This is a genomic window from Streptococcus sanguinis, assembly GCF_050225395.1.
In the GTDB taxonomy this organism is placed as follows: domain Bacteria; phylum Bacillota; class Bacilli; order Lactobacillales; family Streptococcaceae; genus Streptococcus.
Genome location: NZ_CP071431.1, coordinates 1,158,103 through 1,170,965 on the forward strand (window position 1 = coordinate 1,158,103; position 12,863 = coordinate 1,170,965).

Genomic DNA, 12,863 nt, shown 5'->3' on the forward strand with positions numbered 1-12,863 from the left:
GTTATGAGTAAAAAAGACAAAAAGATTGAAATTCAAATCACAGACAGCAAAGTGAAGGTCGGAGCAGACCAATTTGACGGTTATAGTCTTGCTATTGGCAAGAAGGTTATCGGCGAGATTGCTGAACTAGATGGCCAGTTTGCAATCATCAAAAATGGAAATGCTGAAAGTTTTTATAAAAAACTTGAAAGAGCCGTGGAAACTTTAATTGAAACCTATAATTTAAGCAAATAGGGCTTGCATTTTCATTGTATCAATGTTATAATAGATAGCGTTGATTGTCGGAGAGATAGCGAAGAGGCTAAACGCGGCGGACTGTAAATCCGCTCCTTCGGGTTCGGGGGTTCGAATCCCTCTCTCTCCATCAGCGTTCATTGTGACGATGATAAAGTGACTTTTGTCAGCGCTCTTTTTGGGGTATAGCCAAGCGGTAAGGCAAGGGACTTTGACTCCCTCATGCGTTGGTTCGAATCCAGCTACCCCAGTTCTTAGGTAATAGATCTGATAAAATAATAAAATGTCTTCTGGTATTTTATTTCTTTATAGGATGGAAATCGTTAACGATAGATCAATGTCATTTGCGGGTGCTTAGGAAAATAAATAAGTAGTATGTCAAGCGAAAGCTTGATTGTTGGAGGATTTTTTTAGATGAATGAATTTGAAGATTTGCTAAACAGTGTTAGCCAAGTTGAGCCAGGTGACGTCGTTACTGCTGAAGTATTGACTGTTGACGCTAACCAAGCTAATGTTGCAATCGCTGGAACTGGTGTTGAAGGTGTTTTGACTCTTCGTGAGTTGACAAATGACCGCGACGCTGATATCAACGACCTTGTAAAACCAGGTGAAACACTTGAATTGCTTGTTCTTCGTCAAGTAGTGGGTAAAGATACAGACACAGTAACTTACCTGGTATCTAAAAAACGTTTGGAAGCTCGCAAAGCTTGGGACAAATTGGTTGGTCGTGAAGAAGAAGTTGTCACTGTTAAGGGCACTCGTGCTGTTAAAGGTGGACTTTCAGTTGAGTTTGAAGGACTTCGTGGATTTATCCCTGCTTCAATGCTTGATACTCGTTTCGTTCGTAACACTGAGCGTTTTGTAGGTCAAGAGTTTGATGCTAAGATTAAAGAAGTAGATCCAAAAGAAAACCGCTTCATCCTTTCACGTCGTGAAGTTGTAGAAGCTGAAGCTGCAGCAGCACGTGCTGAAGTCTTTGGTAAGTTGAATGTTGGTGATATTGTAACTGGTAAAGTTGCTCGCATCACTAGCTTCGGTGCTTTCATTGACCTTGGCGGAGTTGACGGACTGGTTCACTTGACTGAATTGTCACATGAGCGCAACGTATCACCTAAGTCTGTTGTATCAGTTGGTGATGAAATCGAAGTGAAAGTTCTTGATTTGAACGAAGAAGAAGGACGCGTATCCCTCTCTCTTAAAGCAACTACACCTGGACCATGGGATGGCGTTGAGCAAAAACTTGCTGCAGGCGATGTGATTGAAGGAACTGTAAAACGTTTGACTGATTTCGGTGCTTTCGTTGAAGTATTGCCAGGTATCGATGGATTGGTTCACATCTCACAAATTTCACACAAACGTGTTGAAAGCCCTAAGGATGCCCTTAAGGTTGGTCAAGAAGTAACTGTTAAGGTTCTTGAAGTGAATGCTGCTGATGAGCGTGTATCACTTTCTATCAAGGCTCTTGAAGAACGTCCAGCTCAAGAAGAAGGACAAAAAGATGAGAAACGCCAATCACGTCCTCGTCGTCCAAAACGTCAAGAAAAACGTGACTTTGAACTTCCAGAAACTCAAACTGGATTCTCAATGGCTGATTTGTTTGGCGATATTGAATTGTAATTTGATAAAAGAAGTTGAGATTTCTCAACTTCTTTTTCTGATTTTCACTTGTATTTTCAGAGAAAATCAGTTATAATGAATTAGTTGCCACCCTTAGTGTAATGGATATCACGTAAGATTCCGGTTCTTGAGATGGGAGTTCGATTCTCTCAGGGTGGATGACTTAAAATTGGACTCTTCGCAGTCTTTTTTTGCTCTTTTTTGGAGGAAAATATGCAATGACAGTAAAACTAATCGCTCATACCTTAATTGAGAAAGACGGGAAGTATTTACTTATCAAGCGCTCTAAAATAAAGCTCGGCCTTCCTAATGTCTATCCATCTTATTGGGATATTCCAGGTGGAAGTGTAGAAGAGAATGAACTTCCCAGAGAGGCGGCTCTACGCGAGGCTATGGAGGAGGTTAATCAAAAGATTCGGATTGATAGGATTATCCATGAAGATAGTCAGTTTGATGCTAGCAAAGATACTGTTTTTACACGTTTAGTTTATGTGGGTAGGATTACGGAGCAGCGTGATATTATATTAGATCCAGAAGAGCATTCAGACTTTGTCTGGATTACTTCTCTGAAAGACCTAGAGGATGAGCTCATCGTACCTTATTTGATTGATATTTTTGCTGACAAATCTGTATAAAGCAACAAAAAAACATCCCCTTTTATCAGGAGATGTTTTTTATAATTAGTTTTTAGATGCTTCTTGGAATTCTGGATTCTTCCAAGCTTCATCAATAATTGCTTGCAATTCTTTAGCAGAAGCTTGCATTTTTTGAGTCTCAGCATCGTTAAGTGGTATGTTTACTGGACGTACGATACCGTGAGCACCAACGATAGCAGGTTGACCGATGAAGACATTTTCAACACCATATTGGCCTTCTTGGAAGACTGACAATGGCAATACTGCATTTTCATCGTCAAGGATAGCTTTTGTGATACGAGCCAAAGCAACCGCGATACCGTAGTAAGTTGCTCCTTTTTTATTGATGATTGAGTATGCTGCGTCACGGACGGAGATGAAAAGATCAACCAAGTCTTGTTCGTTCAAGTCGCGGTTAGCTTGCAACCATTGCTCCAATTTCACACCTGCAACGTTAGCGTGTGACCAAACAGCAAACTCAGAGTCACCGTGCTCACCCATGATGTAGGCATGGACAGAACGAGCATCAATACCAATCTTTTCAGCAAGAGCTTGACGGAAGCGAGCTGAGTCAAGTGAAGTACCTGAACCGATAACACGCTCTTTAGGGAAACCAGAGAATTTCCAAGTTGAGTAAGTCAAAACGTCAACTGGGTTAGCAGCAACGAGGAAGATACCGTTGAAGCCTGATTCTACGACTTGAGTAACGATAGATTTGTTGATAGCCAAGTTTTTACCAACAAGGTCAAGACGAGTTTCACCTGGTTTTTGAGGTGCACCTGCAGTGATAACAACGAGGTCAGCATCCGCACAGTCTGCATAAGTAGCAGCGTAGATTTTTTTAGGTGAAGTGAAAGCGAGGGCGTGGCTAAGGTCTTCAGCATCACCGACAGCCTTTTCAAATAATTGAGGGATTTCAATGATACCAAGTTCTTGAGCAATACCTTGGTTTACAAGAGCAAATGCGTAAGATGAACCTACAGCACCGTCACCAACAAGGATGACTTTTTTATGTTGTTTAGTAGCAGTCATTTCTAAACATCTCCTTATTTTTTTAGGGAACATTTCCCGTACACATTCATTCTACCACTTTTGACATATTTTGTCACGGTCAACTTGTATATCTAGTGATGTAAACGTTTTTACAAACGGTTCAAAATACTGAAAAATTAAAGAAAATGTGGTATAATAAAGGGTAGTTTAATATGAAAGAAAGGCATTTTTTAATGCAAGACAGAAACTTAGTAAATGTTAATCTGACTAGTGAAATGAAGACTAGTTTCATTGATTACGCGATGAGCGTTATCGTGGCTCGGGCGCTTCCAGATGTTCGTGATGGTCTAAAGCCAGTTCACCGTCGGATTCTCTATGGTATGAATGAGCTGGGCGTGACACCTGAGAAGCCTCACAAGAAATCAGCTCGTATCACAGGGGATGTCATGGGTAAGTATCACCCGCATGGTGACTCCTCTATTTATGAAGCGATGGTGCGGATGGCTCAATGGTGGAGCTATCGCTATGTGCTCGTAGATGGCCATGGAAACTTCGGTTCTATGGACGGAGATGGGGCCGCTGCTCAGCGTTATACAGAAGCACGAATGAGCAAGATTGCTCTGGAGATGCTTCGTGATATTAATAAAAACACTGTTGATTATATTGACAACTATGATGCTAGCGAGAGAGAGCCCGTAGTTCTTCCTGCTCGCTTCCCTAACTTGCTTGTGAACGGTGCGACAGGGATTGCAGTTGGGATGGCGACCAATATCCCACCTCATAATCTTGGTGAGTCTATTGATGCAGTTAAGCTTGTTATGGACAATCCGGATGCAACAACTCGCGATATCATGGAAGTCCTTCCTGGACCAGATTTTCCTACAGGTGCACTGGTTATGGGTAAGTCTGGTATTCACCGGGCTTATGAAACAGGGAAGGGTTCAATTGTTCTTCGTTCTCGCACTGAAATCGAAGAGATGAAAAATGGCCGTGAGCGAATTGTCGTAACCGAGTTTCCATACATGGTTAATAAGACTAAGGTCCATGAGCATATTGTTCGTCTGGTGCAGGAAAAACGCATTGACGGTATCACTGCTGTTCGTGATGAGTCCAACCGTGAAGGGGTCCGTTTTGTCATTGAGGTACGTCGTGATGCCTCTGCTCATGTTATTCTAAACAATCTTTTCAAGCTGACTCAGATGCAGACCAATTTCAGCTTCAATATGCTGGCTATTCAAAATGGTGTGCCGAAGATTCTGTCTCTGCGTGAGATTTTGTTGGCATATATTGAGCACCAAAAGGAAGTGGTGACTCGACGGACGGCTTTTGATAAAGAAAAGGCAGAAGCTCGAGCTCATATCTTGGCTGGTTTGCTGATTGCTCTTGATCACATTGATGAAGTGATTCGCATTATCCGTAATAGCGAAACGGACGCAGAAGCACAGGCTGAATTGATGGCTAAGTTTGAACTGTCTGAGCGCCAGAGCCAGGCTATCCTTGATATGCGCCTGCGTCGTCTGACTGGCTTGGAACGTGATAAGATTCAGTCAGAGTATGACGAGCTGATTGCCTTGATTGCAGACTTGGCTGATATTTTGGCTAAGCCAGAGCGCGTTATCGCTATTATCAAGGAAGAGTTAGACGAGGTCAAGCGTAAATTTGCGGATGACCGCCGAACTGAGCTGATGGTGGGAGAAGTTCTTTCTCTTGAAGATGAAGATTTGATTGAGGAAGCGGATGTTTTGATTACCCTGTCTAATAAAGGCTATATCAAACGTCTGAATCAGGCAGAATTTACTGCTCAGAAACGCGGAGGCCGCGGTGTTCAAGGAACTGGCGTCAAAGACGATGACTTCGTCAAAGAGCTGGTCTCAACTAGTACTCACGATAGACTGCTCTTCTTTACTAACAAGGGCCGAGTCTATCGTCTCAAAGGATATGAAATCCCTGAGTACGGCCGGACAGCCAAGGGCTTGCCAGTGGTCAATCTCTTGAAACTGGATGAAGGTGAGACTATTCAGACCATTATTAATGTCCAGCAAGATCGCAGTGATGATTCCTATCTCTTCTTTACTACCCGTCATGGGGTGGTCAAACGGACCAGTGTAACAGAATTTGCTAATATTCGTCAGAACGGTCTTAAGGCTTTGAATTTGAAGGATGAAGACGAGTTAATCAATGTCTTTCTGACGGACGGTGCTGCAGACGTTATCATTGGTACTAAGTTTGGTTATTCTGTCCGCTTCAATGAGACAGCTGTCCGGAGCATGAGCCGGATAGCGACTGGTGTTCGCGGAGTCAATCTTCGAGATGGCGATCAGGTTGTTGGAGCTGGTGTGATTGCTGAGGGAGACGAAGTGCTTGTCATTACTGAAAAAGGCTATGGTAAGCGAACTCTTGCCAGTGAGTATCCAACCAAGGGCCGTGGTGGTAAAGGGATTAAAACAGCCAATATCACTGATAAGAACGGACCTCTTGCTGGTCTGATGACTGTTACTGGCGAGGAAGATTTGATGATTATCACTAATACTGGTGTCATCATTCGGACCAGTGTGGCAAATATTTCTCAGACAGGCCGCTCAACCATGGGAGTTAAGGTCATGCGTCTGGACCAAAATGCACAGATTGTCACCTTTACAAGCGTCGAAGCAGACGATAAAGAAGATGTAGCAGAGGAAGAAAACGAATCGTAAAAGAGGACCTCTATTATGGTACAAGGAAAAAGAAGTCGAAAAAGAAAACAAAAAAGCAAAAGAAATATTTTTATCAATATTGTTGCGACATTATTAATTTTTGTGGCCCTTGGCTTGATCTTTAATGCGCAAATCCGAAACATGATTATGGTTTGGCATACCAACCAATATCAGGTCAGCAAGGTTTCCAAAGACTCTATTAGTAAAAATAAAAACGCTGAGACTAGTTTTGATTTTAATAAGGTAGAGTCGCTTTCTACAGAAGCGGTCATCAATGCTCAGTGGAAAGCCCAGCAACTGCCTGTTATCTGAGGCATCTCTATTCCAGAAGTATCCATGAATTTGCCGATTTTCAAAGGGCTGGATAATGCTGGATTGTATTATGGTGCTGGTACGATGAAAGAGACCCAGCAGATGGGGCAGGGGAATTATGCCTTGGCTAGCCACCATGTCTTTGGCATCACAGGGGCTAGCAACATGCTCTTTTCCCCACTGGATCGTGCTAAGACTGGCATGAAGATCTATATCACTGATAAAGAGCATGTCTATACTTATGTAATCACTAGTGTTGAAACGGTAACTCCGGATCGAACGGATTTAATTGAGGATACCGAAGGCGTTACAGAGATTACTTTGGTTACCTGTGAGGATGCTGCGGCAACCAACCGGACTATTGTCAAGGGAACGTTAGAAGGCTCTGTTGAGTATGAAAAGGCTCCTAAGGAAGTTCTTGAATCTTTCAGTAAGTCCTACAATCAAATGCAGATTTAAAGACAAAAAACTAAAAAAATTTCACTCCAAAGGTTAGGAAGAACTCTAATTTTTGGAGTTTTTTTATCTAAAATTTTGTTCTGAGCAAAAGTTTTTTTATATCAATTCTTGCTGATTTTGACTCTTTTTCCGAATAATAAGGTAAGGAGGTTTCTATGTATAGCATTTCATTTCAAGATGATATTAGCATGATGCCACGGGAGCGTTTGATGAGAGAAGGGGCTGAAAAACTCAGTAACCAGGAGCTTCTATCAATCTTTCTCAGAACAGGCAACAAAAAAGAAAGTGTTTTTCAAGTTTCTCAAAGAATTTTATCATCAATTTCCAGTTTGAACGATCTCAAGTATTTAACTTTGCAGGAATTGCAAACTATTTCTGGAATCGGTCCGATTAAGGCTGTGGAGCTGCAGGCCATTATCGAATTGGGGCGTCGGATTAACCGAGCAGAGGTTCTGCAAAAAGAGCAGATTATGGGCAGTCAAAAATTAGCCCAGAAGATGCAGCAGGAATTGGGAGATATGAGGCAGGAGTGCTTGGTTGCTATTTATCTTAATAGTCAAAATCAAATTCTGCACCAGCAGACTATTTTTATGGGGACGGTCAGCAGAAGCATTGCTGAGCCGAGAGAAATTCTCCACTACGCTCTTAAGCATCTGGCGACATCTATCATACTGGTACACAATCATCCGTCAGGCTCAGTCGTTCCTAGCAGAAACGACGATGAAGTGACTCAGCATATGAAAGAAGCATGTGAGATGATGGGTTTAGTTCTTTTGGATCATTTGATTGTGTCTAAGTCCAACTACTATAGCTACCGAGAGGAGACAGATATGATATAATTTGATTTACTTGAATATAAAAAAACTTCTATTCGTGTAGAACAGAAGTTTATCTAGGAATAGAGGCTTCTAAAGAATATTGACAACATAATCAAACAGAGCTAAGTCTCCTTCTCTGGAGCCAAACAAGAACTCTGGGTGCCATTGGACGCCAAGGAAAGGACTACCGTCAGTAGAAGTGATGGCTTCAATAATCTTATCGCGAGGATCATAGGCGATGACTTCTAGGCCAGTCGCTAAATCCTTGATACTTTGGTGGTGGAAGGAGTTGATTTCAGATGCAGGGCCATAGATTTCGTGCAGAATAGAGCCGTTCTTGGTCACCATGCTTTGAGTTGTGTACTCAGCAGAGCTATCTTGCCAATGATCTTCAATATCTTGATGAAGAGTACCGCCTAGGGCTACATTATAAAGTTGGGTTCCGCGGCAGACAGTGAAGATTGGTTTATTTTGGCGGCGAGCTTCTTTTATTAAAGCTAATTCAAAAATATCTCGTTTGAGTAGATAATCATCGCTGTCAATGGTTTTCTCTTCACCATAGAATTGAGGGCATACATTCTGACCGCCTGTGATGATTAATTTATCAACAATGGAAACATACTGTTTAGCCATTTCTTCATCACCGATTGGCAAAATCATTGGAATTCCGCCAACTTCTTTGACACCCTCAACGAATCCTGTCGCTGTATAGCTCATATGGATGAAGTGATCGTCTGGGATTTCTCTTTCATTTCCGGTTATTCCAATAATAGGTTTACTCATAGAGTGTTTAATACCTCTTTCAAATTAATGTTCATTTTTTCTCATGAAGTAGAGCAAAGTCTGCAGTTCACTAGTCAGGTCAACATACTGGACAACCACGTCCTTGGGCAAGGATAGGTTCACTGGTGAGAAGCAAAGAATGCCCTTGACACCTGCTTGAACTAAGATAGATGCGACTTCTTGAGCTTTCACGCTAGGTACAGTTAGGATGGCAGTTTGCACATTTCCTGACTGTATTTTTTCTTTTATTTGGGAAATTCCATAGATAGGAATCCCATCGCTGGTTGTGTTGCCAACTTCTGGATGGTCATCTATGTCAAAAGCCATTACAACCTTCATTTTATTGCGCTCATGAAAACGATAGTGCAGCAGAGCACGTCCCATATTACCAACGCCAACAATCATGACATTGGTAATAGCATTGTCGTTTAAGAGGTCAGCAAAAAAGTTCATTAATTTCTTGACATCGTAACCAAATCCTCTGCGGCCGAGTTCACCGAAATAAGAAAAATCTCGTCTGACAGTAGCAGAGTCAATACCAATGGCTTCTGCAATTTGTTTGGAGTTGGCTTTTTCAATCTTCTCAGCATTAAAACGTTTAAAAATACGATAGTAGAGCGATAGCCTTTTAGCAGTAGCTCGGGGAATTGTAGTATTTTTTTCAGTTTTCACAAAATCACAACCTTTCTAATTCTATTTTATAGGAAGTTTGTGAAAAAATCAACTAATTAAGAGTGTTTGATTCACTAAAAAAGAAAAGAGTGAAAGTTTATGTTATGTTGTAACTGCGAAGGATTAGTCCTGGTAAGGACTTAGGTCTAACTGGTACATCTGGCGGTACAAGTCTCCAATTAGCCCTGTAAAAGGCAGCTGGTGTCCGTTATAAGTGATAGAAAGTACTTTGAGCGAGTCAGGAACCGTGACGCAGCCAGAGAAGGCTAGAAGAAATTCGTCAAAGTCGTCGTAGGTGAGTGTTCGTTGCACCTTATATGAGTCCAAATAGGTCAGTTCAACCATCGTTAATCCTTTCATTTGTTTAAATGTTCATTTTGATATTCTTCAAGTGTTCTAAGTAGAAGTCAAGCTCGTTTGGTTTTTTAAAGAGTCTAAATCAAAAAAGCAAAATTGCGAGAATCTTGCTTATTGTGGTGTCTTTTCAAAAATATTTCTTTCAACCAAGCTATCCATCAAGAAATAAAATTTTTGCTGGATAATGTGATGGTCTTCTGATTTGAAAATATTGACCAAGCGCAGGCCTGATTTGTCAGTGATATTGATTTTGAAACCATTCAAATCTTTATTGACGATGATTTTCAGCAGAAAACCATTTCCGCTGTTGGGAACAGATTCCAGCAGACGAGAGAGTTCATAGTTGCCAACCTTGCTTTCAGCGAATGTATTGTCGCGCAAGGTAAATTTCTTGACATTTGGGTGAAGTGAATATGTATATTCACAGTTTGCTAAGCTAACAGATGTTTGAAAGGCCATCTTATCCTCCTAAAATTTCTTTTAATTTCTTTGTAAATAATTGAATCTCCTGCAGAGTCGTCTGGTCCGAAGTACTGATTCGAATAGACTCATGCAAGCGGTTGGAATCTTTGCCATACATAACCTGCAGGACATGACTGGGTTGTATAGCTCCGGCTGTGCAAGCTGAGCCTGTTGAAATGGAAAAGCCATTTAAATCCATTTGAAGCAGAAGCAGGTCATTTTTTTGATTGGGAAATCCCAAATTGATGACGTAAGGCAAGCTGGGTTGACTTTCATTTAAGTAAAAGTCAATGTCCGATAAGTCAGCAAGTAAGCTGTCTTTTAAGTCTTGCGCATGCGCTAGATTTTCCTCAAGATGTTCCGTGCTATCTGACAGAGCCGCCGCCATACCTGTGATAGAGATTAGATTTTCAGTTCCGGCCCGGTGTTTTTCTTCCTGGTCACCACCATGCATGAAATTGTCAAAATCCATCTTCTTGGCATAGAGGAAGCCAACGCCTTTGGGACCATGAAACTTATGCGCTGAAGCAGAGAGGAAGTCAATCCCTAGCTCGTCAGGGTAGATGGGAAGTTTACCAATTGCTTGGACAGCATCAACGTGAAAAGCAGCAGGATGTTCTTGCAGTAGTTCACCAATTTCCTTAATGGGGAGCATGGCACCCGTCTCGTTATTAACTGCCATGACAGATACAAGAATAGTGTCAGGTCTAAGAGCCTTTTTAATATCCTCCGCTCGAATCTGACCATCCACCGGCTGAACAAAAGTAGCTTCAAAGCCGAATTTGTCTACTAAGTACTCCACCACTTCTAAGACAGCATGGTGTTCAATAGCAGTGGTGACAATATGCTTCCCTCGGTTCTGGTGACGAAGGGCATAGCCTTTGATAGTAGTATTGTTGCTTTCAGTACCGCCTGAAGTAAAAATAATCTTATTGCTTTGAGTATGCAGAGCTTGAGCAATATCCTCACGCGCCTGTCTGAGCAGTTTACTAGCTTCTCGGCCATGACTATGCGTACTGGAAGGATTCCCAAAGACAGTCATCGTATTGGTCATTGCTTGGATTGCAGCGGGCGACAAAGCAGTTGTAGCGGCATTATCTAAATAAATCACTCCGGTTACCTTATTTCTTTTGATAGGCAAAGAGTGGGCTGACTGGTTTCCTCTCTTGAATGCGGACAATAGCATCACCAATCAGTTCACTAGCTGTAATGTAGTGGAGATTCTTAGGTGTTTTTTCTTTGGTATCAACAGAGTCAGTTACAAGAATTTCCCTGATAGGAGAATTATCAAGCAATTCCGCAGCTTTATCCGCAAAGAGACCATGACTGGATACAGCATAGATTTCGACTGCGCCTTCGCGACAGACAATTTTAGCTGCTTCAGAGAAAGTCCGACCGGTATTTAAAATGTCGTCAATAAGAATAGCTTTCTTGCCCTCGACATCTCCAATGATATATCCCTCAGAGCGACCCGCCTCATCTTCGCCATAATCAATGATAGCGATAGGAGCATCCAGATATTCAGCCAGATTGCGTGCGCGTTTTACACCAGAGTTTTTAGGGCTGACGACAACGACATCATCGCCAGTAAGCCCCATGTTGCAGTAGTGTTTGGCAAAGAGTGGGATAGTGAAGAGGTTATCAACTGGGATATCAAAGAATCCTTGGACCTGCACGGCATGAAGATCCAGAGAAATCACACGATCTACTCCAGCTCCAACAAGCATGTTGGCAACCAGTTTAGCTGTGATTGGCTCGCGAGGGGCAGCAGTCCGATCCTGACGGGCATAACCAAAATAAGGCATCACAACATTAATCGTGTTGGCACTTGCACGCTTGCAGGCATCCACCATAATCAAGAGTTCCATCAAGTGATTATTGACAGGGAAGCTAGTAGACTGAATGATGTATATATCATAGCCACGGACACTTTCTTCAATGTTAATCTGAATCTCGCCGTCCGAGAATTGGCGGGAGGAAAGTTTTCCCAAAGGAACCCCAGCAGCCACAGCGATTTTTTCAGCTATGGAATGATTGGAGTTGAGGGAAAAAAGCTTCATATTTTTTTTATCTGACATGAGTTGGACCGTCCTCTTTTTGTGTCATTTCTATAATCTAATGCTCCATGAAATTTATATTTCAATAGTCTTTAGATTGCTACCTTTTATTTTACCAAAAAAATTAGATTATTTCAGCTATTTTGTGGTCGTTGATTTACAAGTTTTCAGAAAATCTTGCTATCTTGCTCTTACTAGGTTTGTAGTCGATGCAGTGCTGTTTTAGGAAGTTGAGGAAATTTTCTTTTCCTTTTTCGAAATCTTCAACTTCGACTTCGAGTTCGAAGTCTGTTTTGCCCAAGTAGTGACTCTCATCCAGAGCAAGCAGACCGATTTCGTCTTCTTTTTCATAGCGGATAGTCTCTAGAGAGCCTAAAACTTTAAAGTCTTGAACGGGAAGTCCTTTTTGAAGCAGCGTCTCTAAAATCTCTCCCGTAGGAAATTCATTGTTCTGCAAAATATTTTCAGTTTCTTCTGGTGTCAAGTTCTGATTGAGTTCCAAGGCTCCGACTTCTTGAGGAATCTTGAGCGTCAGCTCATCTTCGCGATGGTTAAAAGTTCGTACTCGAAAAGCCATGTGGGCGTGTCGGATACTCTGCTGATCTGACTCGATGTAGTAGTTGGTCTGGCTAATAGGCGAAATATCAGCAAATAATTGGAGCAGACGGTCGTGCTCTTCCTTGGTCAGCATGGTTTTGAATTCAATTTCTAAGTGATTCATTTTCATATCCTTTTCTTTTTTTTGAAAGCGATTTATGTTATAATAACAGT

13 protein-coding genes, 3 tRNA genes and 1 pseudogene are annotated in these 12,863 nt (G+C 41.8%); 9 read left to right on the forward strand and 8 right to left on the reverse strand.

Annotated elements, in window-relative coordinates; all coding sequences use genetic code 11:
• Positions 1-3: 3 nt before the first annotated feature.
• The 6 genes from J1C81_RS05835 to J1C81_RS05860 all read left to right on the forward strand — a co-directional run bounded on the left by J1C81_RS05835 (position 4) and on the right by J1C81_RS05860 (position 2,486).
• On the forward strand, positions 4-234 hold the full coding sequence (locus J1C81_RS05835) for a DUF2969 domain-containing protein (protein ID WP_002895433.1): 231 nt from the start codon (positions 4-6) through the stop codon (positions 232-234).
• A 49-nt stretch (positions 235-283) separates the two neighbouring features.
• A tRNA-Tyr gene (locus tag J1C81_RS05840) sits at positions 284-364 on the forward strand.
• Between the two features lie 49 nt (positions 365-413).
• Positions 414-485: transfer RNA gene (locus J1C81_RS05845), tRNA-Gln, on the forward strand.
• A 163-nt stretch (positions 486-648) separates the two neighbouring features.
• Positions 649-1,851 carry a 30S ribosomal protein S1 gene (gene rpsA, locus J1C81_RS05850; RefSeq protein WP_002897515.1) on the forward strand — a complete coding sequence of 401 codons (1,203 nt, stop codon included), beginning with the start codon at positions 649-651 and terminating at the stop codon, positions 1,849-1,851.
• Positions 1,852-1,938: 87 nt separating this feature from the next.
• A tRNA-Arg gene (locus J1C81_RS05855) sits at positions 1,939-2,010 on the forward strand.
• A gap of 59 nt (positions 2,011-2,069) precedes the next feature.
• Positions 2,070-2,486, forward strand: a complete 417-nt coding sequence (locus J1C81_RS05860; protein ID WP_002915146.1) for an NUDIX hydrolase — start codon at positions 2,070-2,072, stop codon at positions 2,484-2,486.
• 45 nt (positions 2,487-2,531) lie between these two features.
• On the opposite strand, the gene J1C81_RS05865 is transcribed toward J1C81_RS05860, so the two are convergent.
• A complete protein-coding gene (locus J1C81_RS05865; RefSeq protein WP_002895436.1) occupies positions 2,532-3,518 on the reverse strand; it encodes an L-lactate dehydrogenase in 987 nt (328 codons plus the stop codon).
• A 194-nt stretch (positions 3,519-3,712) separates the two neighbouring features.
• Between J1C81_RS05865 and gyrA the strand changes: the two genes are divergently transcribed.
• From gyrA to radC, 3 genes and pseudogenes are all read left to right on the forward strand, one after another.
• Entirely contained in the window at positions 3,713-6,172 is a 2,460-nt protein-coding gene (gene gyrA, locus J1C81_RS05870; protein WP_032909715.1) for a DNA gyrase subunit A, read from the forward strand.
• Positions 6,173-6,187: 15 nt separating this feature from the next.
• Positions 6,188-6,943, forward strand: a pseudogene (locus J1C81_RS05875) (class A sortase).
• 155 nt (positions 6,944-7,098) lie between these two features.
• Complete coding sequence (radC, locus tag J1C81_RS05880; protein WP_002915150.1) at positions 7,099-7,782, forward strand: RadC family protein; 684 nt, start codon at positions 7,099-7,101, stop codon at positions 7,780-7,782.
• A gap of 69 nt (positions 7,783-7,851) precedes the next feature.
• Here the strand turns inward: radC and J1C81_RS05885 are convergent, their stop codons facing one another.
• The 7 genes from J1C81_RS05885 to J1C81_RS05915 form a co-directional block, all read right to left on the reverse strand.
• Positions 7,852-8,544 (reverse strand): gamma-glutamyl-gamma-aminobutyrate hydrolase family protein, encoded by a 693-nt coding sequence (locus J1C81_RS05885; protein WP_002904536.1) that lies wholly within the window; start codon positions 8,542-8,544, stop codon positions 7,852-7,854.
• A 24-nt stretch (positions 8,545-8,568) separates the two neighbouring features.
• The gene (locus tag J1C81_RS05890) at positions 8,569-9,216 is read right to left on the reverse strand and encodes a redox-sensing transcriptional repressor Rex (protein WP_002915151.1); all 648 of its coding nucleotides are present in this window, start codon (positions 9,214-9,216) and stop codon (positions 8,569-8,571) included.
• 123 nt (positions 9,217-9,339) lie between these two features.
• Positions 9,340-9,561, reverse strand: coding sequence for a DUF4649 family protein (locus tag J1C81_RS05895; protein ID WP_032909716.1), 222 nt, complete (start codon positions 9,559-9,561; stop codon positions 9,340-9,342).
• Positions 9,562-9,684: 123 nt separating this feature from the next.
• Entirely contained in the window at positions 9,685-10,032 is a 348-nt protein-coding gene (locus J1C81_RS05900) for a DUF1831 domain-containing protein (RefSeq protein ID WP_002902952.1), read from the reverse strand.
• Between the two features lies 1 nt (position 10,033).
• Entirely contained in the window at positions 10,034-11,146 is a 1,113-nt protein-coding gene (locus tag J1C81_RS05905; protein ID WP_032909802.1) for a cysteine desulfurase family protein, read from the reverse strand.
• Between the two features lie 10 nt (positions 11,147-11,156).
• The gene (locus J1C81_RS05910) at positions 11,157-12,113 is read right to left on the reverse strand and encodes a ribose-phosphate diphosphokinase (protein WP_002915154.1); all 957 of its coding nucleotides are present in this window, start codon (positions 12,111-12,113) and stop codon (positions 11,157-11,159) included.
• A 136-nt stretch (positions 12,114-12,249) separates the two neighbouring features.
• Positions 12,250-12,813: a CYTH domain-containing protein gene (locus tag J1C81_RS05915; protein ID WP_032909803.1), complete on the reverse strand. Its 564-nt coding sequence runs from the start codon at positions 12,811-12,813 to the stop codon at positions 12,250-12,252.
• Between the last annotated feature and the right edge of the window lie 50 nt (positions 12,814-12,863).